General features: G+C 73.4%; 22 protein-coding genes. 10 read left to right on the top strand and 12 right to left on the bottom strand.

The window, feature by feature from the left end:
- Positions 1 to 37: 37 nt before the first annotated feature.
- The 3 genes from ABT354_RS07665 (at position 38) to ABT354_RS07655 (ending at position 5357) form a co-directional block, all read left to right on the top strand.
- Positions 38 to 1327: a methylaspartate mutase gene (locus ABT354_RS07665; protein WP_351491121.1), complete on the top strand. Its 1290-nt coding sequence runs from the start codon at positions 38 to 40 to the stop codon at positions 1325 to 1327.
- 119 nt (positions 1328 to 1446) lie between these two features.
- A complete protein-coding gene (locus ABT354_RS07660) occupies positions 1447 to 3474 on the top strand; it encodes an FAD/NAD(P)-binding protein (protein WP_351490403.1) in 2028 nt (675 codons plus the stop codon).
- Entirely contained in the window at positions 3471 to 5357 is a 1887-nt protein-coding gene (locus ABT354_RS07655) for an AMP-binding protein (protein WP_351490401.1), read from the top strand. Before ABT354_RS07660 ends, ABT354_RS07655 begins: the two co-directional genes overlap by 4 nt.
- A gap of 28 nt (positions 5358 to 5385) precedes the next feature.
- On the opposite strand, the gene ABT354_RS07650 is transcribed toward ABT354_RS07655, so the two are convergent.
- A complete protein-coding gene (locus ABT354_RS07650; protein WP_351490398.1) occupies positions 5386 to 6297 on the bottom strand; it encodes an NYN domain-containing protein in 912 nt (303 codons plus the stop codon).
- A 166-nt stretch (positions 6298 to 6463) separates the two neighbouring features.
- Between ABT354_RS07650 and ABT354_RS07645 the strand changes: the two genes are divergently transcribed.
- Complete coding sequence (locus ABT354_RS07645) at positions 6464 to 6616, top strand: DUF8834 family protein (protein ID WP_351490395.1); 153 nt, start codon at positions 6464 to 6466, stop codon at positions 6614 to 6616.
- A 135-nt stretch (positions 6617 to 6751) separates the two neighbouring features.
- Here ABT354_RS07645 and ABT354_RS07640 read toward each other — a convergent pair whose 3' ends face one another.
- From ABT354_RS07640 to ABT354_RS07625, 4 genes are all read right to left on the bottom strand, one after another.
- On the bottom strand, positions 6752 to 7357 hold the full coding sequence (locus ABT354_RS07640) for a MarC family protein (protein WP_351490392.1): 606 nt from the start codon (positions 7355 to 7357) through the stop codon (positions 6752 to 6754).
- Positions 7358 to 7420: 63 nt separating this feature from the next.
- The gene (locus tag ABT354_RS07635) at positions 7421 to 8293 is read right to left on the bottom strand and encodes a PHP domain-containing protein (protein ID WP_351490390.1); all 873 of its coding nucleotides are present in this window, start codon (positions 8291 to 8293) and stop codon (positions 7421 to 7423) included.
- Positions 8294 to 8581: 288 nt separating this feature from the next.
- Entirely contained in the window at positions 8582 to 9217 is a 636-nt protein-coding gene (locus ABT354_RS07630; protein ID WP_351490387.1) for a DUF6758 family protein, read from the bottom strand.
- A 136-nt stretch (positions 9218 to 9353) separates the two neighbouring features.
- Positions 9354 to 10031 (bottom strand): suppressor of fused domain protein, encoded by a 678-nt coding sequence (locus tag ABT354_RS07625; RefSeq protein ID WP_351490384.1) that lies wholly within the window; start codon positions 10029 to 10031, stop codon positions 9354 to 9356.
- A 522-nt stretch (positions 10032 to 10553) separates the two neighbouring features.
- Between ABT354_RS07625 and ABT354_RS07620 the strand changes: the two genes are divergently transcribed.
- On the top strand, positions 10554 to 11669 hold the full coding sequence (locus ABT354_RS07620; RefSeq protein WP_351490382.1) for a magnesium and cobalt transport protein CorA: 1116 nt from the start codon (positions 10554 to 10556) through the stop codon (positions 11667 to 11669).
- 13 nt (positions 11670 to 11682) lie between these two features.
- Complete coding sequence (locus ABT354_RS07615; RefSeq protein ID WP_351490380.1) at positions 11683 to 12210, top strand: hypothetical protein; 528 nt, start codon at positions 11683 to 11685, stop codon at positions 12208 to 12210.
- Between the two features lie 71 nt (positions 12211 to 12281).
- Here ABT354_RS07615 and ABT354_RS07610 read toward each other — a convergent pair whose 3' ends face one another.
- Positions 12282 to 13091, bottom strand: coding sequence for a hypothetical protein (locus tag ABT354_RS07610; RefSeq protein ID WP_351490377.1), 810 nt, complete (start codon positions 13089 to 13091; stop codon positions 12282 to 12284).
- 211 nt (positions 13092 to 13302) lie between these two features.
- Between ABT354_RS07610 and ABT354_RS07605 the strand changes: the two genes are divergently transcribed.
- Genes ABT354_RS07605 through ABT354_RS07595 form a run of 3 tightly spaced genes read left to right on the top strand, consistent with a single transcriptional unit; the run spans position 13303 to position 16363 of the window.
- A complete protein-coding gene (locus tag ABT354_RS07605) occupies positions 13303 to 14577 on the top strand; it encodes a magnesium transporter MgtE N-terminal domain-containing protein (RefSeq protein WP_351490375.1) in 1275 nt (424 codons plus the stop codon).
- Positions 14558 to 15187 carry a DUF1003 domain-containing protein gene (locus ABT354_RS07600; protein WP_502983354.1) on the top strand — a complete coding sequence of 210 codons (630 nt, stop codon included), beginning with the start codon at positions 14558 to 14560 and terminating at the stop codon, positions 15185 to 15187. The genes ABT354_RS07605 and ABT354_RS07600 overlap by 20 nt, the downstream gene beginning before the upstream one ends.
- A 42-nt stretch (positions 15188 to 15229) precedes the next feature.
- Positions 15230 to 16363: an Mrp/NBP35 family ATP-binding protein gene (locus tag ABT354_RS07595; RefSeq protein ID WP_351490373.1), complete on the top strand. Its 1134-nt coding sequence runs from the start codon at positions 15230 to 15232 to the stop codon at positions 16361 to 16363.
- Between the two features lie 114 nt (positions 16364 to 16477).
- Here the strand turns inward: ABT354_RS07595 and ABT354_RS07590 are convergent, their stop codons facing one another.
- The 5 genes from ABT354_RS07590 to sigE form a co-directional block, all read right to left on the bottom strand.
- Complete coding sequence (locus tag ABT354_RS07590; protein ID WP_351490370.1) at positions 16478 to 17185, bottom strand: hypothetical protein; 708 nt, start codon at positions 17183 to 17185, stop codon at positions 16478 to 16480.
- A 205-nt stretch (positions 17186 to 17390) separates the two neighbouring features.
- Positions 17391 to 17837 carry a sec-independent translocase gene (locus ABT354_RS07585; RefSeq protein WP_351490368.1) on the bottom strand — a complete coding sequence of 149 codons (447 nt, stop codon included), beginning with the start codon at positions 17835 to 17837 and terminating at the stop codon, positions 17391 to 17393.
- A 124-nt stretch (positions 17838 to 17961) separates the two neighbouring features.
- Positions 17962 to 19923, bottom strand: a complete 1962-nt coding sequence (locus ABT354_RS07580; RefSeq protein WP_351491117.1) for a S1C family serine protease — start codon at positions 19921 to 19923, stop codon at positions 17962 to 17964.
- A gap of 104 nt (positions 19924 to 20027) precedes the next feature.
- Complete coding sequence (locus ABT354_RS07575; RefSeq protein WP_351490365.1) at positions 20028 to 21002, bottom strand: anti-sigma factor family protein; 975 nt, start codon at positions 21000 to 21002, stop codon at positions 20028 to 20030.
- Positions 20999 to 21766: an RNA polymerase sigma factor SigE gene (gene sigE / locus ABT354_RS07570; protein ID WP_351490362.1), complete on the bottom strand. Its 768-nt coding sequence runs from the start codon at positions 21764 to 21766 to the stop codon at positions 20999 to 21001. Before sigE ends, ABT354_RS07575 begins: the two co-directional genes overlap by 4 nt.
- Positions 21767 to 21873: 107 nt before the next feature.
- Between sigE and ABT354_RS07565 the strand changes: the two genes are divergently transcribed.
- Entirely contained in the window at positions 21874 to 22575 is a 702-nt protein-coding gene (locus ABT354_RS07565; RefSeq protein ID WP_351491114.1) for an O-methyltransferase, read from the top strand.
- A gap of 211 nt (positions 22576 to 22786) precedes the next feature.
- On the opposite strand, the gene ABT354_RS07560 is transcribed toward ABT354_RS07565, so the two are convergent.
- Entirely contained in the window at positions 22787 to 22954 is a 168-nt protein-coding gene (locus ABT354_RS07560; protein ID WP_009997451.1) for a DUF3117 domain-containing protein, read from the bottom strand.
- Positions 22955 to 23197: the final 243 nt, after the last annotated feature.

Below are 23197 nucleotides of genomic sequence, written 5' to 3'. Positions count from 1 at the left end.
GCCACCCTCCGGTCCGCGCCCCGCCGCCGCCGTCCCGCTGGGCCCGTTCGCCACGGCGGTCCGTGCGGCCGGGCTCGCCGGGGAACTCGTCGTCCAGCCCCGGATGGGCTTCCCCGACCTCACCCGGACCCGTACCGGACTGCGGGCCGTCCGCGCCGCCCGCGCCCGTACCGCCGGGACCCTCACCCTGGACAGCTACACCCGTGTCGGCGACTTCGCCTCGGCGGCACGGGCGCTGCGCGAGGGGACCGACCTCAACGGCTACCCGCTGCTCGCCCATGGCCCCGGCACCACCCGGGAGCTGCTGGAGCCCATCGCCCGGGACGGCTTCGCCGTCCAGGTCCGCCATGGCTCACCGCTGCCCGGGGCGATCGTGCGCACCCTGCTCGCGGCGGGCCTGGACGCGACCGAGGGCGGCCCCGTCTCGTACTGCCTGCCCTACGGCAGAACCCCGCTGCGCGCCTCCGTCGATGCCTGGGCCCGCTGCTGCGAACTGCTCGCCGCCCGCCCCGGGAGCCATCTGGAGAGCTTCGGCGGCTGCATGCTCGGCCAGCTCTGCCCACCCGGGCTGCTGGTGGCCCTCTCCGTCCTGGAGGGCGTCTTCTTCCGGCGGTACGGGCTGCGCAGCGTCTCGCTGAGTTACGCCCAGCAGACCCATCCCGGCCAGGACACCGAGGCGCTGGCCGCCCTGCGCGCCCTGGCGGGTGAGCATCTGGCCGGTCTCGACTGGCACGTTGTTCTCTACACCTATATGGGGGTCTTCCCGGGGACCGAGGGCGGGGCGCTGGCGCTGCTGCGGGAGAGCGCCCGGCTCGCCGCCCGCACCGGCACCGAGCGGCTGATCGTCAAGACCCCGGCGGAGGCCCATCGCATCCCCACCGTCGAGGACAATGTCCGCGCCCTGGAGGAGGCCGCCGCCGCGGCCCGGGCGCCGGGCCCCGCCCCCGGCGACCGGGACGACCGGTGCGGCCGCGGCCCGGCCGAGGGGGAGTTCGGTGTGCTGGCCGAGGCGCGCACCCTGGTGGAGGCCGTCCTGGAGCTGCACCCCGAACCCGGCCGGGCGCTGAAGGAGGCCTTCCGGCGGGGGCTGCTCGATGTCCCGTACTGCCTCCACGCCGACAACGCCCAGCGGACCCGGGGCTATATCGACACCCGGGGCAGCCTCCAGTGGCACAGCACGGGCGGAATGCCGATCCCCGCCCGCCCGGCCCCGGGGCTCTCCCGGCCGCGCGCCGACGATCTGCTGGGCATGCTCGCGTACACCCGGGAGCGCTTCGACCGCGCCGCGTCGGAGACACCGGACCCCGCCGCCCCGCTCTCCCCCTGAACACCCGGGCGCCCAGGCACCCGGGTGCCCGAGCACCCAAGGCACCCAAGGAGCCGTACGGGCCACCGTCCCCCGCACCCCCGTCCCGCACACCCCGCGCCTCGCCCTAGGAGACCCCTGTGCCCGGACAGACCGCCGACACCCCTCCCCTCGTCCTGGCGATCATCGGCAGCGGCCCGCGCGGCCTCTCCGTCCTCGAACGGCTCGCGGTCCGGCTGACCGCCGAGGCCGAGGCCGCCCGAGCGGCGGACGGGCGGCCGCCCCGTCCCGTACGGATCCATCTCGTCGACGCCAGTGAGATCGGCGCGGGCCGGGTGTGGCGCACCGACCAGGACCCGTGGTTCACCATGAACACGGTGATCAGCCAGGTCACCATGTACTCGGGCGACCCCGACGGCGGCCCCGCCCGCCCCGGTGCCGGCCCCTCGCTCGGCCAGTGGATCGAGGAGCGCGCCCGCCTCGGCGAGGAGCCGCTCGGCCCCGACGACTACGCCCCCCGGGTGCGCTACGGCCGCTATCTCGCCGATGTGTACGCGACCGTCGCCCGCGCCCTGCCGGACCACGCCGAACTGGTCCCCACCACCGGCCGGGTCGTCTCCGTACGCCCCGCCCCGGGCGGCGGCCAGCTGGTCCGGCTCGCCGGGGCGCCCCGCCCGCTGCCGGCCGACCGGGTCGTCCTCGCCACCGGCCATCCCGTGAACGCCCCGGACGCCTTCGAACGCGAGATGCTCGGCTTCGCGGCCCGCTTCCCCGGGCTGCGCTATCTCCACGGGGACTCCGCCGCCGATCTGGAGCTGGACGAGGAGACCGTGCCGCCCGGCAGCCCGGTCGGGGTCCGGGGGCTCGGACTCTGCTTCTACGATGTGATGCTCGCCCTCACCGTGGGGCGCGGCGGGGTGTTCGCCCCGGACGAGGGCGGGGAGCTGGTCTACCGGCCCAGCGGACGGGAGCCCCGGATCGTCGCCGGGTCCCGCAGCGGGCTGCCGATCCCGGCCCGGGGCCGCAACCAGAAGGCACCCTCGTACAGCCATCGCGCCCGTTTCCTGACCCCGGCGGCGCTCGCCCGCGCGCGCGAGAACCGGCGGGCGGCGACCGGCAGCGGACAGCTGGACTTCGCCGCCGATGTGCTGCCGCTGCTGGTCCAGGAGGTCACCTATGTCCACGCGGTGACCACGGTCCGCGCCGAGCGGGGCCGCGCCGCCGCCGAGGAGTTCGCCCGGACCTACACCCATGAGGCGGGGGCCGAGGCCGCGCCGATCGATCTGCGGGCGCTGGCCCGGCCGTTCGAGGGGGAGTCCTTCCCCTCGCCGGACGCCTTCCGGCGGCGGCTGCTCCGGGCGATGGACGACGATCTCGCCGAGGCGGCGCGGGGCACCGTCGACGGACCGCTGAAGGCGGCGCTGGATGTGCTCCGGGACATCCGCAACACGGTCCGGGAGGCGGTCGACCACGGCGGCCTGCTGCCCGACTCCCACCGGGACGACTTCCACGGCGCCTTTCTGCCGCTGAACGCACTGCTGTCGGCGGGCCCGCCGGCCGGCCGGGTGGAGCAGCTGCGGGCGCTGATCCGCCAGGGGGTGGTGGAGGTGGCGGGACCGGAGACGGTCTTCGGGACGGACGAGGCGGCCGGGGTCTTCCAAGTGGTGTCGCCCCGGGTGGCGGGTTCGGCCCGGCGGGTGACGACGGTGGTCGACGCCCGGATCCCCGGTCCCGATCTGCTCCAGGACACCTCGGAGCTGACCCGGCAGCTGGTACGGGACGGTATGGCCCGGCCCTGGGTGATCGGCGGGCCGGACGGGCGGCGGCTGGTCACCGGCGGTCTGGAGGTCACCCGGGCGCCGTTCCGGGTGGTGGCGGCGGACGGGAGACCACAGCCGGATCTGTACGCCCTGGGCATCCCGACCGAGCACACCCGCTGGTTCACCCAGGTGGGCAGCAGCAGACCCGGCGTTGCCACCCTCTTCTACCGGGACGCGGACGCGGTGGCCGCCGATGTGCTGCGCCCGGCGCCGGCGCCGGCTCCCGCCCCGGCCACCGGGCCCGCACCCGCCGCGCCCCAGGCTCCGGCCGCCCTGCCCGTACGGCGGGCGGCATCCCGGCGGCGGACCCCGCTGGGCGCCCCGGTGCGGCAGGGGGAACCGGCATGACCGCCGCCCCGGACTCCCCCACCGCCCGCTTCCGGGCCGCCCGGGATGTGCTGCTGCGCCACCGCACCGACTGGGCCTCTGCGGTGGCCTCGTTCAGCTGGCCCCGGCTGACGGAGTTCAACTGGGCCCTCGACTGGTTCGACGTCCTCGCCCGGGACCCGGACGGCGGGGACCGGCCCGCACTCCGGCTGATCGGCGACGGCGGCCCGAAGGACGGAAGCCCGGATGTCGGCGCCCCGGGGAGAGACCGGACGCTCACCTTCCGGGAGCTGTCCCACCGCTCCGACCTGCTCGCCACCGGGTTACGGGAACGGGGCGTGCGCCGGGGCGACCCGCTGCTGCTGATGGTGGGCAACCGGGCCGAGGTCTGGGAGACCATCCTGGCCGCGATCAAGCTGGGGGCCGTCCTCGTCCCCACCTACACCACCGCGACCCCGGCGGAGATCGCGGACCGGCTGGAGCGCGGCCGGGTCCGCCATGTGGTGGCCGAGGCGGCGCTCACCGGGCGGTTCCCCGCCGGGGGCGGCCGATGGGGCGTCGGCGTGGGGGCTCGTGTGGGGGTCGGCACAGGGGTCGGCGTGGGCGGGACGGTGCCGGGCTGGACCCCGTACGAGGAGATCATCGAGCGGGCCCCGACCGGGGACGGTACCGGCCCGGCCTTTGTGCCCGACGGCCCCACCCCGGCCCACGCCCCCCTCTTCCGCTACTTCACCTCGGGCACCACCGCCCGGCCGAAAATGGTCGAGCACACCCATGTCAGCTATCCGGTGGGACATCTCTCCGGGATGTACTGGAACGGGCTCCTCCCCGGCGACCTCCATCTGAACCTCTCCGCGCCGGGCTGGGCCAAGCACGCCTGGAGCTCCTTCTTCGTCCCCTGGAACGCGGAGGCGACGGTGGTGGCGCTGGACCACACCCGGGTGGGCCCCGCCGGGGTGCTCCGGGTGCTGCGGACCCGTGGGGTGACCTCGTTCTGTGCGCCCCCGTCGCTCTGGCGCACCCTGGTCGCCGAGGGACTCGGGGGGCCGCCGGGGGCGCTGCGGGAGACGGTGTCGGCCGGGGAGCCGCTGGATCCGGCACTCGCCGACACGGTCCGCCGCCACTGGGGGGTCGAGCTGCGCGACGGCTACGGGCAGACCGAGACCACCGGGCAGATCGGCAATCCCCCGGGGCGGCGGCCCCGGCCGGGGAGCATGGGGCTGCCGCTGCCCGGCTACCGGGTGACCCTGCGCTCCCCCGCCACCGGCCGGGAGGTGCCGGACGGGGAGCCCGGGGAGATCTGTCTGGAGCTGGGGTCCCACCGCCCGCTGGGGCTGATGAGCGGCTATGTCGGCGCCCCGGCGGACGCGACGAACCCGGTGGACCCGCCGGACGCGACCGACGCGACGGACCCGGAAGGCCCGGTGGACCCGCCGGACCCGGACCCGGAAGGCCCGGTGGACCCGGCGCCCCCCGCCGGGCACCACCGCACCGGCGATCTCGCGGTCCGGGCCCCCGATGGCTCCCTGACCCATCTGGCCCGCGCCGATGACATGTTCAAATCCTTCGACCACCGGATCTCGCCCCGGGAGCTGGAGGAGGTGCTGCTGGGCCATCCGGCGGTGGCGGAGGCGGCGGTGGTGCCGGAGCCCCATCCGGAGGGGCGGTGGGTGCCCAAGGCGTATGTGGTGCCCGCCCCCGGCCGGACGGCGGGCGGGGAGACGGCCCGCGCGGTCCTCGCCCGGGTGCGCGACCGGCTGCCGCCGGAGAAGTGGGTGCGCTCGCTGGAGTTCCTCCCGGAGCTGCCCCGTACCGCCTCCGGAAAGATCCGCCGGGCCGGGCTGCGGGACCGGGCCACCGGCTCCGCCCCCCGGGTCCACCGCCTCGACCCCGGGGAGGGGTGAACGGGCGCCCCGGGGCGTCCCGGCCGTCTCAGTACTGCGCCTGGAGGTGCTGCCAGAAGCCGTCCCGCAGCGCCCGGCGCAGGACCGCATGGCCCCGCAGCGAGCGCTGGAGCACCCGTTCCGCCTCGATCAGCAGGTCCTGGTCGACCGGGCCGGGCAGATAGGGGTGGCCGGGCAGCAGCTCCGCCATCGTGTCCCGCCCCCGTTCCCCCAGCCAGGTGGCGGCGATCTGGGCGCCGACGAACCGCACCTCGTCGCGGGAGGGCGGCGGCGCGCCCTCGTTCTCGTAGGTCGTCACCGCCCGGCGGGTGATGTACGGGCGGCAGAACTCCAGATCGTAGGTGCGCTGGCTGTCCACCTCCCAGAGCAGTGGCTCGGCCTGGTTGCCGCCGTCCGCCGCCTCGATGCCCCAGAGGTGCACCCGGGCCCCGTACCCCTGGGCCGCCTCCACCGCCGGGACCAGGTCCTCGTCACCGCCGATCAGTGCGGCGTCGCTGATGGCCCGGTGCCGGGCCAGGGACTCCAGATCGGTACGGATGAGCGAGTCCACGCCTTTTTGCTGGTTGTTGGCGTTGAGGTTGCCGAGGCGCACCTTGACGTCCGGCAGCTCGGCGATGGACTGCTGTTCGGGGGTGTGGATCCGGCGGCGCGCCCCGTCGTACCAGTAGACCCGTAGCAGTCTGCTGTCCGCGAAGATCGAGCGCGCCTTGTCGATGAAGGCGTCGATCATCCCTTCGGCGTCCAGATCGAAGGAGCGCCGGTCCTCCGTTCCGGCCACCAGCAGTCCGGCGGCGGCGTAGACATATCCGGCGTCGACGAAGATCGCATGGGTCGATGGGGTCTTGGCGACCTCGGCGAGCATGCGCTGGAGCAGTTCATTGGTGCGGTCCACCCGGCCGCCCAGCTCGCCGAGGGCGGTCCTGATCTCTGATTCGCTCATACCGGGCCCATTCTCCGGCTGGACCCGCGTACCCGCCAGTAGTTAGATAGGGAAAGATTTTCCTTAGTGTAGGGAATGTTTTCGGGCAGCAGTGATGTTGGACCGGAGGACACCAGCACTCCCCCGGGTTCCGCCCGGCGGGAGGATCAGACGAAGGGAGAAGCGAGTGCGCTTCGAGATCATGCGCCTTGACGATGTCGACGGGACCGCCGTGGACAGCACCGTCGTGGACGCCGCCTCCGTCAAACGGATCGTGCAGCAGGCCGCCGCCACCGGGCAGCGCCTCTACATCCGACCGGCCGAACCCACGGCCCTGTAAGACGCCCCGCGCCGCGCCGGTGACCCCGCCGCGACGCCGCAGGGACGACACCGCCCCCGTACGGAAGGTCTCCGTACGGGGGCGGTGCCATGTCCGGGCCGGAGGCTACCGGGGCACGGCCCCGGGCGGGCGGGCTCAGGCGCCCTGGACCACCTGGGTGATCCCGTTGATGATCTGCTGGACCGCGATGGCCGAGAGCATCATGCCCGCCAGCCGGGTCACCAGGACCACTCCGCCGTCCTTGATCACCCGGATGATGACCAGCGAATAGCGCATGGTCAGCCAGAGCACCACATGAATGGCGAGAATCGCGCCCCAGACCGCGAGCTGCTCCGAGCCCCCGTCGGCGTTCTGGACGGCGAGGATCACCGACACGATCGCACCGGGCCCGGCCAGCAGCGGCATGCCCAGCGGGACCAGCGCCACATTCACGTCCTTGGTCTGCTTGGGCTCGTCGGTCTTGCCGGTGAGCAGATCCAGTGCGATCAGCAACAGCAGCAGACCGCCCGCGATCATCAGCGCGGGGACCGAGACATGCAGATAGTCGAGGATCTGCTGGCCGATCAGGCCGAAGAGGGTGATCACCCCGAAGGCGACGGCGACGGCCTGCCAGGCCATCCGCCGCTGCACCTTCGCGGGGCGCCCGGAGGTCAGGGCGAGAAAGATCGGAGTGACCCCGGGCGGATCCATGATCACAAAGAGGGTCAGAAAGAGGGAGCCGAAGATGGCAGCGTCGAACACGGGGATGGCCTTGCGGAAGAAGTGGTACGGAGGGAGAGCGGTGCTACGGGCGGCGGCTGCCCGCTACGGGCGGCGTCCGCCGGCGCCGGGCACGGGGAACGCCCCGGTCGCCCGGCGGGTGATCTCGCCGTAGATCTCCGGATCCGTGGTGTACGCGCCGAGGGCGACATCCTTGCGGCTGCCGTGGTAATCGCTGGACCCGGTGGTCAGCAGGGAGAGCCCGGCCGCGAGCGCGCGCAGCCGGTCCCGGGTGGCGGGGTCGTGGTCCATGTGGTCGACCTCGATACCGTCGAGACCGGCGTCGGCCAGCTCGGCGAGGGCCGCGTCGGGGACCGTACGGCCGCGCTTGACGGCGCCCGGGTGGGCGAGGACGGCGACCCCGCCGGCGGCCTTGACCAGGCGGACGGCGGTGAAGGCGTCGAGTTCGTGCTGGGGGACGTAGGCCCGGCCGCCGTCGGCGATCCACTCGGGGGTGAAGGCGTCCGAGACGGTGGCGACCACGCCCAGCTCCACCAGGGCGGTGGCGATGTGCGGGCGGCCGACGGAGCCGTCCCCGGCGATCTCGGCGACCCGCTCCCAGACGATGGGGACACCCAGGTCGCGCAGCTTGCCGACGATGGCGCGGGCGCGCGGCACCCGGTCGTCGCGGAGCAGCTCGCGCTCGCGCAGCAGGGTGGGTTCGGCGGGGTCGAAGAGATAGGCGAGCAGATGCACCCGGACCGGCTCGGCGCCGCCGAGGGCGCAGGACAGCTCGGCGCCGGTGACCAGGGTCAGCCCGGCCGGGAGGGCGGCGAGGGCTGCGGCGTGGCCCCGGGTGGTGTCGTGGTCGGTGAGGGCGACGACGTCCAGCCCCGCGGCGGCGGCGTTGCGCACCAGCTCGGCGGGGGTGTCCGTACCGTCCGACGCCGTGGAGTGGGTGTGCAGATCGATGCGCACGGCACAACTCCAGGGGCGGGGTCGGACAAGGGTTCGGTCCAGTGTATCCGGCGGCGCGGGCCCTTCCTCGCCGCCGACCGCCCCTCGGACCTGCGACGGAGCACCGGGGCCGCCGCGCGGCGAGGGGTCCGGAGCGGCCGGACCGAGCGGGGCCGGGGGCCGGGTGACCAGGCCGAGTGACCGGGGGCCGGGCGGCCGGGAGGCCGGAGCAGCCGGGGGAGGCCCGGGGCCACGGGGCCCGGAGCAGCCGGGGCCCGGGTGGCCACGGGGCCCGGAGCGGCGGGAGCCTCAGAGCAGCCGGGGAGAGAGCGCCCCGCAGGGCAGCAGCTCCGCCTCCGCGCCCGCGTCCCGGAGATCGGTGAGCACCAGTTCGTCGTACATCAGCAGGCCCGACTGCTCCGGCCAGACGATCGCCCACAGCCAGAGCCCACGGGCCTCGCCCGCGAAGACGGCCCGGTCGTCGGGGACGGCCCGGACATGCCAGAGCGGGGTCGGCCGGCCGGCGGCCAGCACCTTGGACTGCGGTGGCCGGGAGACATCGATGTGCGCGCCCGGGTCGGGGCCGTCGAGCCCCGCGAAACGCGCCCCGAGGCCGACCCCCAACTCCTCCGCCACCAGCAGCAGTTCCCCGATCCCGCCGAGCGGTCCGGGGCCGGAGCAGACGACCGCCGTCGCCCGGCCCCCGCTGCGGTCGTCGCCCGCGTAGGCGACCCCGGTGAAGAGCCACCCGACCGGCAGCGGCCAGGGCATCCAGACCGGGACCCTGGCCCGGTGCACCACGACACCGAGGGCCTCGACACTGGGCGGGACCACCGGCTGGAGCGGATGCACGGTGCCGTGCACATCACACTGCCAGGATTCGGCGAAGAGACCGGGCGCCCTGACCCGGCCACCGCACTTCGGGCAACTGGGTTCGCCCCTCATAGCGCTTTACGGTCCTACCCCGCCGTCGCCGCGTCAAGGACGATCACCCTTCCGGCGTGTGCCATCGCACACCGTGCGCGTCGGGTTCCGGCCAGTCGCCGCGCGGTCACGCCCGGCGCACGGATCGCGCCCGCGATCACCCCAGGCGCACGGATCCGCGCCGGGGGTCGCGCAGATCGGTTCCCTCCGCCAGCCAGCGCTCCTGGAGGGCCGGTGCGCCGTGCACCCGCTTCCAGGCCGCCTCGTTCGGGGTCATCGGCAGCAGCGGCAGAAAGCGCACCGGGTCGCGCGGGGCGGGCAGTTCCAGATCCGGCACCAGACCGCCCGGCTCGGCGACGAGCACCGAGTGGAAGGGCGCCCCCGGCCAGAGCGGGCCGCCCACGTCCAGCGAGGCACCCGGAGCCACCACCACCCCTTCGACCTGGGGCGACGCGGCCAGCACCGCCAGTGCGCGCAGCACCTTGTCGGTATCGGCGACTCCCGCCCGTACCGTGAGCAGCAGCTCCGCCCGCGGGCCCTCGACCGGGTCGGCGACCAGCGCGGTGGGGTCGCTCATGGGGTGGGCGGACATCCCGAGCGTGGCATAGCGCAGCAGGCCCCGGCCGGGTCCGCGACCGCCCGCCGGGCCCTCGCCGGCGCGCCCCGCCCCACCGTCCGCCCCGCCGTCCGCTCCGGCTCCGGCTCCGGGATCCGTACCGGGGAATCTCAGCACCTCGATCCGGTCGGCCCCCAGAAAGGTCACCGACGCACGGGCGTCGGGCTCCCCCAGCACCGAACCGAGCCTGGATTCGACCAAAGCGAGAACTTCTGCCATCCGGCGAGCATAAGGCGCGGGGATATTGGGCAAACCCCGGGATTGACCCTCCGTCGGCTGCTAGTGTGGGCCGCTGGCCGGGGTGGCGTGCAGAAGCACCCGGGGACGGCAGGCGACAGCGCCGCTCCCGCGCCCCCGGCGACACGACTGTCCCCTACGGGGGACCGGCCGGAGGAGGTGGGGTCCACGGTGGATCGAAGTCGACCGTGTAGTACCAGCCGCTCTTCCGTACCGCATCACCACCGGGCGCTCTGAGCCCCTCCCGTCCCTGGGCGGATCAGGCGTTCCCCACGGCCGTTCCCGCGGATGACCGCCACCTCGGCCGTGGCACCGCCGTTCAGCCCGACGGCATCGCGCACGACGGAAGAGCACTCCCTTTACCCGCTTTTTCTGCCTGTCTGTAGCGAACGCCGTCACCGCGTCCTCGCGGTGCCGCCCGCTTTGCGGACGTCGTTGCCTCACGTCCCCATTCCGGGCTGTGCCACGCCCTGCGCCGACGGCCCTCTCCGTGAGGAGTCAGCCATGTCGATGATCCGTGACCTGCGTGCCGCGGTCCGCCCCTCGCTGCGCAAGAACAGCGCGCCCTACAGCTCGTACGACACCACCCGGGATCCCTCCGCCTCCAGCGCCGTGGTCGACTGCGCCGTCTACCGGGACGGGCGGCGGCTGGACAGCGAGCCGTGTCAGACCCCCCGCGAGGCGATGCTGCGGGTCCGTGAGGGCGGCGGCTTCGCCTGGATCGGGCTGCATGAGCCCACCGAGGAGGAATTCGCCGGGATCGCCGCCGAGTTCGGGCTCCACCCGCTCGCCGTCGAGGATGCCGTCCACGCCCATCAGCGGCCCAAGCTGGAGCGGTACGACGACACCCTCTTCACCGTCTTCAAGACGATCCACTACGTCGACCACGACGAGCTGACCGCGACCAGCGAGGTGGTCGAGACCGGCGAGGTGATGTGCTTCACCGGCCGGGACTTCGTGATCACGGTCCGGCACGGCGGCAAGGGCTCGCTGCGCCAGCTGCGGCGCGGGCTCCAGGAGGACACCGAACTGCTGGCGAAGGGCCCGTCGGCGGTGCTGCACGCCATCGCCGACCATGTGGTGGACGGCTATATCGCGGTCGCCGCCGCCGTCCAGGACGACATCGACGAGGTGGAGATCGATGTCTTCTCGGCCCCGTCCAAGGGCAAGCAGCGCGGCAGCGACCCCGGGCGGATCTACCAGCTCAAGCGGGAGGTGCTGGAGTTCAAGCGGGCGGTCTCCCCACTGCTGCGGCCGATGCAGCTGCTGAGCGAGCGGCCCATGCGGCTGATCGACCCGGACATCCAGAAGTACTTCCGGGACGTGGCCGACCACCTCGCCCGGGTGCAGGAGGAGGTCATCGGCTTCGACGAGCTGCTGAACTCGATCCTCCAGGCCAATCTGGCCCAGGCCCAGGTCGCCCAGAACGAGGACATGCGCAAGATCACGTCCTGGGCGGCGATCATCGCGGTACCGACGGCGGTCTGCGGTGTCTACGGCATGAACTTCGACCACATGCCGGAGCTGCGCTGGGAGTACGGCTATCCCATGGTGCTCACCTCCATCGCCGCGATCTGTTTCACCATCCACCGCATGCTGAAGCGGAACGGCTGGCTGTAGATAGGCTGCGGGCATGACAGAGAACCCCTTCCTCGGCCCCGCTCTCGTCGAGGAGGCCACCAAGAAGTCCGGTCTGATCTGGGTCCGGGGCGAAGGGCCCGAGCGGGCGCTCTGGCATCTGTGGCACGAGGGCGGCGTCTATGTGGTCGGCGACGGCGCCGGTGAGCAGCCGCTGCCGGGGCTCGCCGACGGCGGTACGGCGGAGGTCACCGTCCGCAGCAAGGACAAGGGCGGCCGGCTGGTCGTCTGGACCGCGTCGGTGAGCGAGGTGGCGCCGGGCTCGGCGGAGTGGGAGGCGGTCGCCCCGGAGCTGAAGGGGAAGCGGCTGAACGCGGTGGACTCGGAGAAGGTGCTGGAGCGCTGGGCCACCGAGTGCCGGGTGCTGCGGCTGGCGCCGCTGTCGTCCACGACCGAGCTGCCCGACGGATCGCTGGCGGTGCCGCCGGTGCCGAGCCCGGCGACGACCCGGCAGCCGGTGCCGGCGGCCCTGCCCCGGCTGCTCTTCTCCCGCCGGGGCGCCAAGAAGCGCGGCCGGGTCTGACACCAGGGCCCGGGACTCGGGATCCGGGCCCGGGCGGTCCGCGCCCGGGGTCCCCGGGCCGGGCGGTCGGCTCAGCCGTCGCCCTGGGGGAGCTGCCCCCCGTAATCCACCGTCGCCGCCTTCGGGGGCGCCGCCAGCTCGAAGTCCGCGTCCCACTCGGCGAGCGTCAGCACCCCCTTGCCCCCCGCACGGGCGAACTGCACCGGGTACGGCTTGCCGACCAGGGCCACATCCAGCACGCCCCCGGCGCCGTCGGCCGCCTGGACCTTGATCGTCCGTACCCCGCCGACCTTGGTGCGCTCCCCCTTGCTCAGCGTGCCCTCCATGTCGAGCAGACCTTCGAGCAGCACATCCATATCGGTGAAGCCGTGGAACTCGTTGTACGCGGGATCGCCCTGAGGCACCTTCACATACTTGCCGCCGAGCTTTCCGGCGGCCTCCTGGTCGGCCCGGTCGGACGCCCCGCCCTTGCCGCCGCCCTGCTTGCCGTCGTCCTGGTGCGTCCAGAAGGAGGCGTCCGCCTTCAGATAGAGGTCGTCGCCGATCCGCAGCAGCTCGAAGGTGTCCTTCTGGGAGGTGACCGAGCCGGTGCCGCCGCCGTCCTTGAGCCGCATGTCCAGCTTGAAGGTGCCGCCCTTGCTGACCAGCGTCCCGGAGAGCCGGACCGCCTTCGCCGCGTCGGCGGCGGCCCGCGCCCTGGTCTCGATCTGCGGCGCCGCCAGCTTGCCGACACCGTTCGTACCCTGGTCCGGATCGGGCTTCTCCTCGGCGGAGCACGCGGTGGCGGACAGGGCCAGCCCCGCGCAGAGCGCCAGGGAGAGCACGGCCTTGCGGGCCCGGGGGACCGAGGGGAGGGGAGTCACCGGAGCACTGCCTCTCATCTGCTTGTCTTCTGCTGGGCGCGAGCGCGCAGACCGCAGCGTACCGGTGCCGTGGACCCGCCCCGCCGGGTGTCGCCCGCACCCCCCGTCCGCGCTGTCACCCCCGGTACACACAGCGCCATGGAACGGCACAAGCTAGCCTGAAGCCCTCCAAGGGCATGGAGCACCGCACATCAGGGCAGAGTGACCGGTACGGAGCGGAGGTACGGGCATGGTCGCGAGCGCCCCCCGGATCTTTGTCTCCCATCTCGCCGGAGTGGCCGTCTTCGACCCCAACGGCGATCAGGTCGGCCGGGTCCGCGATCTCGTCGCCATGCTGCGGGTCGGCCACCGGCCGCCCCGGCTGCTCGGCCTGGTGGTGGAGATGATCAACCGCCGCCGGATCTTCCTCCCCATGACCCGGGTGACCGGCATTGAATCGGGCCAGGTCATCACCACCGGGGTACTGAATGTCCGCCGGTTCGAGCAGCGGCCCACCGAGCGGCTGGTCCTCGGGGAACTCCTGGACCGGCGGGTCCAGCTGGTCGACAGCGGCGAGGAGGCCACCGTCCTCGATGTCTCGGTCCAGCGGCTGCCCGCCCGCCGGGACTGGGAGATCGACAAGGTCTTCGTCCGCCGGGGCCGGGGCGGGGCGCTGCGCCGCCGGGGCGAGACCCTCACCGTGGAGTGGTCCTCGGTCACCGGCTTCTCGCTGGACGAGGGCGACCAGGGGGCCGAGTCCCTCGTCGCCACCTTCGAACGGATGCGGCCCGCCGATCTCGCCAACGCCCTGCACCATCTCACCCCCAAGCGGCGCGCCGAGGTCGCCGCCGCCCTGGACGACGACCGGCTCGCGGATGTCCTGGAGGAGCTGCCCGAGGACGACCAGGTGGAGATCCTGGGCAAGCTCCAGGACGAGCGGGCCGCCGACGTCCTGGAGGCGATGGACCCGGACGACGCCGCCGACCTCCTCTCCGAGCTGCCCGAGGACGATCAGGAGCGGCTGCTCGCCCTGATGCGCCCGGACGACGCCGCCGATGTGCGGCGGCTGCTGTCGTACGAGGAGCGGACCGCGGGCGGGCTGATGACCACCGAGCCCATCGTGCTGCGGCCGGACGCCACGGTGGCCGACGCGCTCGCCCGGGTGCGGCGGCAGGACCTCTCCCCGGCGCTGGCCGCGCAGGTCTATGTGTGCCGGCCCCCGGACGAGACCCCCACCGGCAAATACCTGGGGACGGTCCACTTCCAGCGGCTGCTGCGCGATCCCCCGTTCACCCTGGTCGGCTCGCTGGTGGACAGCGATCTGCCCCCGCTGCCCCCGGACACCCCGCTCCGGGCCGTGACCAGCTATCTCGCCGCGTACAACATGGTCGCGGCGCCGGTCGTGGACGAGAGCGGATCCCTGCTGGGGGCGGTGACGGTGGACGACGTACTGGACCATCTGCTGCCGGAGGACTGGCGCGAGACGGAGTTCGAGGAGACCGCCCATGGCCAGGCCCATGGCTAGCGGCGGCGAGCGCGGCGGCGGCTCCGGGCCCGGCTCCGGTTCGGGCTCCGGGGAGCAGCGGGAGGCCGGGCCGGCCGGGGCCAGTGCGGTGAACCGGCCGCGTACCCGGCTCGACGTACCGCGCGCGCCCCGGCGCGCCCTGCTGCCCGCGTACGACCCGGAGGCGTTCGGACGGCTCTCCGAGCGGATCGCCCGCTTCCTGGGCACCTGGCGGTTCATCCTCTGGATGACGGTGATCATCATCGTCTGGCTGGTCTGGAATGTGACCGCGCCGGCGCCGCTCCGTTTCGACCGTTATCCCTTTATCTTCCTCACCCTGATGCTCTCGCTCCAGGCGTCCTACGCGGCCCCGCTGATCCTGCTCGCCCAGAACCGCCAGGACGACCGGGACCGGGTCACCCGGGAGCAGGAGCGCAAGCAGAACGAGCGGTCGATCGCCGATACCGAGTACCTGACCAGGGAGATCGCCGGGCTGCGGATGGGTCTCGGCGAGGTCGCGACCCGCGACTGGATCCGCTCGGAACTCCAGGACCTGCTCCGTGAGATGGAGGAGCGCCGTCCGGCCGCCGTACCGGAGGACGGGTCGAGGCGTGATGAAGGCGACCACTGACGGGCTTTCCGGCGGCGGGAGTCGGCGCCGTACCATCGTCGTATGGCTACGGAAGACGCGGTGCTCGCAGCGCTGGCGACGGTGAACGACCCCGAGATCAACCGACCGATCACCGATCTCGGCATGGTCAAATCGGTTGATATCGGTACGGACGGCTCGGTCGCCGTCACGGTCTACCTCACTGTCTCCGGGTGCCCCATGCGCGAGACGATCACCAGGAGTGTCACGGACGCGGTCGCCCGTGTCGACGGTGTCTCCCGGGTCGATGTCACGCTCGATGTGATGAGCGACGAGCAGCGGAAGGATCTGGCGGCGACGCTGCGCGGTGGCACCGCGGAGCGCGAGGTTCCCTTCGCCAAGCCCGGCTCGCTGACCCGGGTGTACGCGGTCGCCTCCGGCAAGGGAGGCGTCGGCAAGTCCTCGGTCACGGTGAACCTGGCGGCGGCGATGGCGGCCGACGGGCTGAAGGTCGGCGTCGTGGACGCGGACATCTACGGCCACTCGGTCCCCCGGATGCTCGGCGCGGAGGGCCGCCCCACCCAGGTCGAGAACATGATCATGCCGCCGTCGGCGAATGGCGTGAAGGTCATCTCGATCGGGATGTTCACCCCCGGCAACGCCCCGGTGGTCTGGCGCGGGCCGATGCTCCACCGGGCGCTCCAGCAGTTCCTGGCCGATGTCTACTGGGGCGACCTCGATGTGCTGCTGCTGGATCTGCCGCCGGGCACCGGCGATATCGCGATCTCGGTGGCCCAGCTGGTGCCGAACGCGGAGATCCTCGTCGTGACCACCCCGCAGCAGGCGGCGGCGGAGGTCGCGGAGCGGGCCGGCTCGATCGCGGTCCAGACCCACCAGAAGATCGTGGGCGTGGTGGAGAACATGTCCGGGCTGCCCTGTCCGCACTGCGACGAGATGCTGGACGTCTTCGGCAGCGGCGGCGGCCAGCAGGTCGCCGACGGGCTGACCCGGACGACCGGCGCGACCGTGCCGGTACTGGGCACCATCCCGATCGATGTACGGCTGCGGGAGGGCGGCGACACGGGCGCCCCGGTGGTGCTCAGCGACCCGGACTCCCCGGCGGGCGCCGCGCTGCGGGCCATCGCGGGCAAGCTCGGCGGGCGTCAGCGCGGACTGGCGGGGCTGAGCCTCGGGATCACCCCGCGCAACAAGTTCTGAGGGCGCCCCGGGGCCCCGCGGCCCCGAGGCGGTCCCGGATGCCCCCGGGGCAGCGGATGCCCCGGGACGGCGGATGAACCCCGGGACGGCTCCGGACGGCCCCGGGACGGGGTCTCAGCTGTACGGGGTGAGGTCCGGCACCCGGGCGAAGCCGAGGCCGTAGGGGCTCATCCCGCGCCCGTACGCCCCGATGTAGGTGCCGTCCCCGGCGGGCCCGGCGAGGATCCAGCCGAAGTCGGACTCACGGAAGTGGAAGACCGTGGGTTCCCCGTCGACCGGCAGGGAGAGCGTGGACCACTCCGCCCCCTCCAGATCGTGGGCGAGGGTGAAGGCGGTGTCGGTCTGCTGCTCCAGCCAGTCGTCGCGCAGGGAGTGGTCGAGCTGCGGCGGCCAGGTGTGGGCGAGCAGCCCGGAGGCGGCCAGCCAGGCGGCGGAGGAGACGGTGGTGGCGTCCAGCACCCCCGTACCGTCGCCGCTGCGGAGATCGGGCCCGGCGGCGACGGTGACGACGACCGTGAACCGTTCCTTCTCGTCCGGGTCGCTCCCGGAGGGTCCGTTCTGGCCGGCGTGTATCGACGGCTCGTCGCCATGTCCCAGGGAGCCGTGGCGGACCACGCCGTCGGCGGTGCTGACGGCGCGCATCAGCCGGCGCGGGCCGGTGTACGCCTCGTCCAGGCCGTACCAGGAGAAGGCGGCCCCGGTGTACGCGTCGACCGGGGGACGGCGGCCCGCGGTCGCCGCCGGGGTGCGCGGGGAGCCCGGGACGGGGGCGGGGGCGTCGCCGGGCGGATGCTGCTCGGCTGTTCGACTCGTCGTCTCCATCTACCCGGCCGTCTCCTCTGTGTCCGAGGCCCGGACGCGGACCCGCCCCCCTCGGGCGTCCTCGCGTCCTGACAGATGGAGAGAATAACCACCCACTTGGGGCTTGCACCGGGTGACCGCCGCCAGATGGCGTGCACCACCGGCGCGTCAGGGTCGTCGCGGGGGCGCGGGGGTGTAAGGGCTCAGGTCGCGGTGGTGCAAGGGCTCAGGTGGCGTCGGAGTCGTACGGCGGGCGCTCGTCCTTGGCCTCCGGACGGTCGCGCTTGGTGAGGTCGGGGGTGCCGGAGCCGTTCACGGCGGCGGCGGGGACGGTCGCGGCGGATCCCTTGCCGCTGACCGCGTCGGCGACCTCGTCCATCTCCTTGCGGAGGTCGAAGCTGCTGGTCAGCTCGCGCAGCTCGGCCAGCTCGTCGTTCTCGTCGAACTGCTTGCGAAGATAGGTCTTGGGGTTCAGGTCCTCGAACTCGAAGTCCTTGAACTCGGGGCCCAGCTCGGTACGGATGTCGTTCTTCGCATTGTCGGAGAACTCCCGCACCTTGCGGATGAAGCGGGTGGCGTCCTGGATGACCTTCGGCAGCTTGTCGGGGCCGAAGACGAGCACGGCGAGCACTACAAGGGCCACCACTTCCAGTGCGCCTATGTCGTTGAACACCCTGTGACTCCTTGTGTCCTCGTGTCCCTCGGCAGCGGCTTCGGCCGGGGCCGGATCCACGGTACCCGGCGAGTCTTGGGCACGTCACGTGGCTGCGGCGGTGATCGGCCAACCTCTTCGGGCGTCAGCGGTCGGCGGAGGAGCCCAGGGTGACGGTGACGGTCCGCTGTTTGCCGCCGCGCACCAGGGTGAGCCGGAGCCGGTCCCCGGGGCGGTGGGCACGGATCTTGACGATCAGCTCCTCGCCGCTGTGCACCCGCCGGCCGTCGACGGCGGTGATCACATCGCCGGGCCGGATGCCCGCCTTGGCGCTGGGCCCGCCGGGCACCACGGCGGGGGCGTCGTCCTTGGCCTTGCGGCCGACCCGGGCGCCGTCGCCGGAGTACTGGAGGTCGAGGGTGACACCGATCACCGGGTGGGTGGCCTTCCCGGTGTTGATGAGTTCCTCGGCGACCCGCTTGCCCTGGTTGATGGGGATGGCGAAGCCGAGGCCGATGGAGCCGGACTGGCCCTCGGCGCCGGGGGCGGTGTCGGCGGCGCGGATGGCGCTGTTGATCCCGATGACCCGGGCGGTGGTGTCGACCAGCGGGCCGCCCGAGTTGCCGGGGTTTATCGGGGCGTCGGTCTGGAGCGCGTCGACATAGCTCACATCGCTGCCGTCGCCCTTGTCGCCGCCCGCGGTGATGGGCCGGTCCTTGGCGCTGATGATCCCGGAGGTGACGGTGTTCTGGAGGTCGAAGGGGGCGCCGATGGCCACGACCGGGTCGCCGACCTGGACGTTGTCGGAGTTGCCGAGGGGCAGCGGGGTGAGCCCGGAGACCCCGGTGACCTTGACGACGGCGAGGTCGTAGCCGCTGTCCTTGCCGACGAGGGTGGCCCGGACGGTCTCGCCGCCGCTGAAGGTGACCCGGATCGAACCGCTCTCCCCCGCCGGGGCGACCACATGGTTGTTGGTGAGGATGTGGCCCTGGCCGTCGAGGACGAAGCCGGTGCCGGTGCCCTGCTCCCCGCCGCCGCTGACATGGAGGGTCACCACCCCGGGAAGGGCCTTGGCGGCGATCCCGGCGACGCTGTCGGGGGCCCGGTCGCGGCTCTGCCGGGGCGCCTGGTCCAGCTCGACGCGGTTGATCCCGCCGTTCCGCTCGACATAGGCGCCGATGCCGCCGCCGATACCGCCCGCGATCAGGGCCAGCAGGACCCCTCCGGCGATCATCGGACCGTATCCGGCGCGGCGGCGCGGGGGCTCACCGCTCCGGCTGAGCGGCGCGGCGAGCACCTGGGCCCCGGGGGCGCCCCAGGGGTCGTAGTTCGCCCACTGCCCGGCGGGGGCCTGCGGCGGGCCGTCCTGCGGCTGCCCCGGGACCGGCCCGGGGCCGGCGGGATGGGCGTACGGATTCTCCTGGGGGTACGGGCTCTCCTGGGGGTACGGCTGAGGGCCCGGGTACTGCGGCGGCACGGCGGCACCGGGCGGCAGGGGCAGAGCCGGGGCCGGAGCCGACGGCGGTACGGGGCGCTGGACGGGCGGGGCGGGGGCCCAGGGGCCGGGCTCGCCGTACGGCGGTGTGCTGTACGCGTCCGGCTGGTGCAGCGGCTGTGTCCGGTCCCCGGCGGGCAGCGCCACGGGGACGGGCACCGGCTCCGGCAGGGGCAGGGACGCCGCCACGGGGACGGGCACCGGCTCCAGCGGGGTCACAGGCCCCGCCACGGGCTCCGGAACGGCCTCCCCGGGGGCGGGGGGCTCGGTGGACACGGCGGGCGCGGGAACGGGCGCTCCGGCCGCCGCCCCGGCCTTGGTGAGGCTCACGGTGGGTCCCCGCACCTCAGCACCCGAGCCGCCCCCGGCATCGGCGGTCTCCGGGGCCGGCTCCGGCCCCTCCTCCCCGCCGGACACGGCAGGTTCGACTCCGGGTGAGGGCACTGGGGGCGGCGGGCACGAGGACGAGGGGGACGGGGGTGACGGGGCGGAGTCCGGGGCGGAAGACGGAACGGCGGCGGGCGCGGACGGCTCCCCGCCCCCGGGGAGCGGCCCCGTGCCGGGCCGGCTCCACCACGCCGCACGGGCTTCCGTGGTCTTCCCGTCGTCCATGCTCTCCCCGCAGATCGCCGGCCAGTACGGCACCCCACGGGCACCCCTGCGAGGATTCAACCAGGTTCAGGAAGCTCCGCGCAGGGGACCGGGCGCGGGTCGGCTCAACCGTGGCGGTTCAGCGCCGACGGGGGTGCCACGGGGGCCAGGAGATGACTGGGCGCGGGCGTCGCCGACGGGGTGAGCCCCGGTGCGCTGGACAGCTGAAAACCCATCCCCGCAGGACGTATCAGGGGTGGGGCGAAGACCGACACGGGCGGCACCAGACCGGACGCCAGCAGCGGCGGCGGCGCGGGGGACGCGGCGGGCACACCCGAGGCGAAGAGGTCGGAGACCGAGCGGCCGATGGCCCGCTCGGTGGAGCGGACCGGGGCGGTCCCGAGGGGACGCCGGCGCTCGTACTCCAGGCTCCGGGCCCCGGGGGAGGCGGCGGGGGTGCCGGTGGTGGATCCGGTGCCCCCGACGCCGGTGGTGGTCCGGAGGGGGGTGACGCTGTTCCCCTGGCCGCCGCCCCGGGCGCTCTGCTGGACCGAGCCGTCCAGGGGCAGGGTCGCACCGAGGGCGATGGCCGCGAAGGAGACCGCGCTGGCCGCCACGAAGGCGAACCGGCGGCCCCGCCAGGACTGGGCCGACCGCTCGGCCTCGGCCCGCCCCACCTCATGGATGCGGAACCCGCCCGGCCGGGGCGGCAGTACCGGGGCACCCCGGTGCCCCCCGGGGACATAGCCAAAGGTCTCCGGGCGCCTCTCACCGGGTCTGCCCGACGGGGCGGCCGCCCCCGGGAAGACCGCGTCGATGACCGGGCCACCGCCGAAGGGACCCCCGCCGTCACCGCCGGGGCCGCCGCCGGGCAGCCCCTGGAGCCGCGCCAGCAGCCCCTCGGACGGCGGCGGGGGCGCCGCCTGGGCGAAGACATCCTTGAGTCTTCGCTGGGCGTCCGCCTCGGCCTTGCATTTGGCACAGGTCGCCAGATGGGCGAGGACCCTGTCCCGCGCGTCGTGTTTCAGCTCGCCGTCGACCAGGGCGGCGAGGCGGTCCCCCAGATGCTGCTCGGCGGGGGTCAGGCCGTATCCGCTCACGCCGGTCCGCCCTCCCCCGCCAGGCCGACCGCACCCGCCAGTGCCCGCTGACCGGCACGCGCCTCGGGAGAGCGGTGCTTCAGCGCCTTGCGCAGATGGGAACGACCCCGGTGGATCCGGCTGCGGACGGTGCCCAGCTTGACACCAAGGGTGGCCGCGATCTCCTCGTACGACAGGCCCTCGATGTCACAGAGGACCACGGCGGCCCGGAACTCGGGCGCCAGGGTGTCCAGCGCCTGCTGGACATCGGCGTCGAAGTGGGTGTCGTTGAAGACCTGCTGCGGGGAGGGCTCCCGGCTGGGCAGCCGCTCGGCCGCGTCGTCACCGAGGGCGTCGAAACGGATCCGCTGCTTGCGGCGGACCATGTCGAGGAAGAGATTGGTGGTGATCCGGTGCAGCCACCCCTCGAAGGTGCCGGGGGTGTAGGTCGACAGCGAGCGGAAGACCCGGACGAAGACTTCCTGCGTCAGATCCTCGGCGTCGTGCTGATTGCCCGTGAGTCGGTAGGCGAGACGGTAGACGCGACCACTGTGCGTGCTGACGATCTCCTCCCAGGACGGAGGTGTCCATGCCTGGGACTCTGCCTCCGATGCGAAGGTCGCCGTGGCTGCGGAGGCGTGCTTCCAGGAACGGTCAGCGTTGTTGGTCACGGATTTCGGCTCACCCGGTGACCTGAGAAAGCGCGTCAGCACTCTCCTGCGATCCGCAGGTGCAGCCGCACCTCCCCTGTCGGCTCTGGTGGTGTCCAGCGGAGCCCCTACCATAGCCACCTCGCCCGTTAGCTCCGGATAAGAATCTTTACGCGCATTTGGGGATCGCCCCCGGCTCTCCGTCATCTCTTCCCCCCGCCTCTCTCAACGCCCGGTCCCATCTGCGGGTTCCCGGGGCCAGCGGATACAGTCAACGTCGCGTTCAACTACGGGGACAGGAGACGCCCATTACCGCGAACCGGCAGACAAGCTGGGCGTTCGCCGACGCCTTTGTCGCCGAGGACGACGCGCTGTACTGGGCCCGCGAGCGGGCCCGGGAGTCAGGGGTGCCCTCGGTCTCCCCGGGCACCGGCGCCGCACTGCGACTGCTGGCCGCCACCGCCGACGCCAAGGCCGTGGCGGAGATCGGCACCGGCACCGGCGTCTCCGGGATCTATCTGCTCCAGGGGATGCGCCCGGACGGGGTGCTGACCACGGTCGACCCGGAACCCGCCCGGCAGCAGTTCGCCAAACAGGCGTTCCGCGCGGCGGGCTTCGCGGGCAACCGGGCGCGCTTCATCCCCGGCCGCGCCCTGGATGTCCTGCCCCGCCTCGCGGACGGCGGCTACGACCTGGTCTTCTGCGACGGCGACCGGGCCGAGTCCCTGGAGTACCTGGCCGAGTCGCTGCGGCTGCTGCGGCCCGGCGGCCTGGTCTGCTTCGAGGGCGTGTTCGCCCGGGGCCGTACGGTCGACTCCGCCGCCCAGCCCGTGGAGGTGCTGCGCCTGCGCGAGCTGCTGCGCACCGTCCGGGAGAGCCCCGAGCTGGTGCCCTCGCTGCTGCCGGTGGGCGACGGCCTGCTCAGCGCCGTCCGCCGGGGCTGAGCACCGCCCGGGGCCACCGGGGCTCCGGCGATCCCTCCCGCCCCGCCCTCCCCGGCAGCCCCCGCGGTCCCGGCAGCACCTGAAGCACCTGAAGCACCTGAAGCACCTGAAGCACCTGAAGCACCTGAAGCACCTGAAGCACCTGAAGCACAGCAAACCGCCCCGGCGCCAAAAGGCACCGGGGCGGTGAGATCTGTGGTGGGGCTCCGCGTCAGCCGACAACCTTCTTGAGGGCGTCACCGAGTGCCTCGGCTTCGTCCGGTGTCAGCTCGACGACAAGCCGACCGCCGCCTTCGAGCGGAACGCGCATGACGATGCCCCGCCCCTCCTTGGTCACCTCGAGCGGGCCGTCGCCCGTCCGCGGCTTCATGGCCGCCATGCTCGTTCCCCTTCCTGAAACCAGCTCATCCTCAGCCGACGGCCCCTGGGTAGGCACGCTTCACCGGCATCGAACACATTGCTTCCAGGTCATTATCCCGCATCGCGGGACCCGATGACCAACATCGGTCGGCATCGCTTAGGCAACGCGCTCCCGCAAAACCACCCAATTCGGCGATCTGCCTGCGATACTTCGCCTCCCTTCGGCGCCCCCGCGCCCGCCCCCGGGCGCCGTTCTGTTTGA

Source organism: Streptomyces sp. NPDC000594, assembly GCF_040299965.1.
Classification (GTDB): Bacteria; Actinomycetota; Actinomycetes; order Streptomycetales; family Streptomycetaceae; genus Streptomyces.
The sequence above is the reverse complement of the archived record's forward strand: the minus strand, read 5'-3'. Positions and strand labels throughout refer to the sequence as shown.

Excerpts from the sequence above, each read along its gene's own strand:
- ABT354_RS07655 (WP_351490401.1), top strand. The coding sequence starts at position 3,471 with ATGACCGCCGCCCCGGACTCCCCCACCGCCCGCTTCCGGGCCGCCCGG.
- ABT354_RS07650 (WP_351490398.1), bottom strand. The coding sequence starts at position 6,297 with ATGAGCGAATCAGAGATCAGGACCGCCCTCGGCGAGCTGGGCGGCCGG.
- ABT354_RS07630 (WP_351490387.1), bottom strand. The coding sequence starts at position 9,217 with ATGAGGGGCGAACCCAGTTGCCCGAAGTGCGGTGGCCGGGTCAGGGCG.
- ABT354_RS07625 (WP_351490384.1), bottom strand. The coding sequence starts at position 10,031 with ATGGCAGAAGTTCTCGCTTTGGTCGAATCCAGGCTCGGTTCGGTGCTG.
- ABT354_RS07620 (WP_351490382.1), top strand. The coding sequence starts at position 10,554 with ATGTCGATGATCCGTGACCTGCGTGCCGCGGTCCGCCCCTCGCTGCGC.
- ABT354_RS07615 (WP_351490380.1), top strand. The coding sequence starts at position 11,683 with ATGACAGAGAACCCCTTCCTCGGCCCCGCTCTCGTCGAGGAGGCCACC.
- ABT354_RS07610 (WP_351490377.1), bottom strand. The coding sequence starts at position 13,091 with ATGAGAGGCAGTGCTCCGGTGACTCCCCTCCCCTCGGTCCCCCGGGCC.
- ABT354_RS07605 (WP_351490375.1), top strand. The coding sequence starts at position 13,303 with ATGGTCGCGAGCGCCCCCCGGATCTTTGTCTCCCATCTCGCCGGAGTG.
- ABT354_RS07600 (WP_502983354.1), top strand. The coding sequence starts at position 14,558 with ATGGCCAGGCCCATGGCTAGCGGCGGCGAGCGCGGCGGCGGCTCCGGG.
- ABT354_RS07595 (WP_351490373.1), top strand. The coding sequence starts at position 15,230 with ATGGCTACGGAAGACGCGGTGCTCGCAGCGCTGGCGACGGTGAACGAC.
- ABT354_RS07590 (WP_351490370.1), bottom strand. The coding sequence starts at position 17,185 with ATGGAGACGACGAGTCGAACAGCCGAGCAGCATCCGCCCGGCGACGCC.
- ABT354_RS07580 (WP_351491117.1), bottom strand. The coding sequence starts at position 19,923 with ATGGACGACGGGAAGACCACGGAAGCCCGTGCGGCGTGGTGGAGCCGG.
- sigE (WP_351490362.1), bottom strand. The coding sequence starts at position 21,766 with ATGGTAGGGGCTCCGCTGGACACCACCAGAGCCGACAGGGGAGGTGCG.
- ABT354_RS07560 (WP_009997451.1), bottom strand. The coding sequence starts at position 22,954 with ATGGCGGCCATGAAGCCGCGGACGGGCGACGGCCCGCTCGAGGTGACC.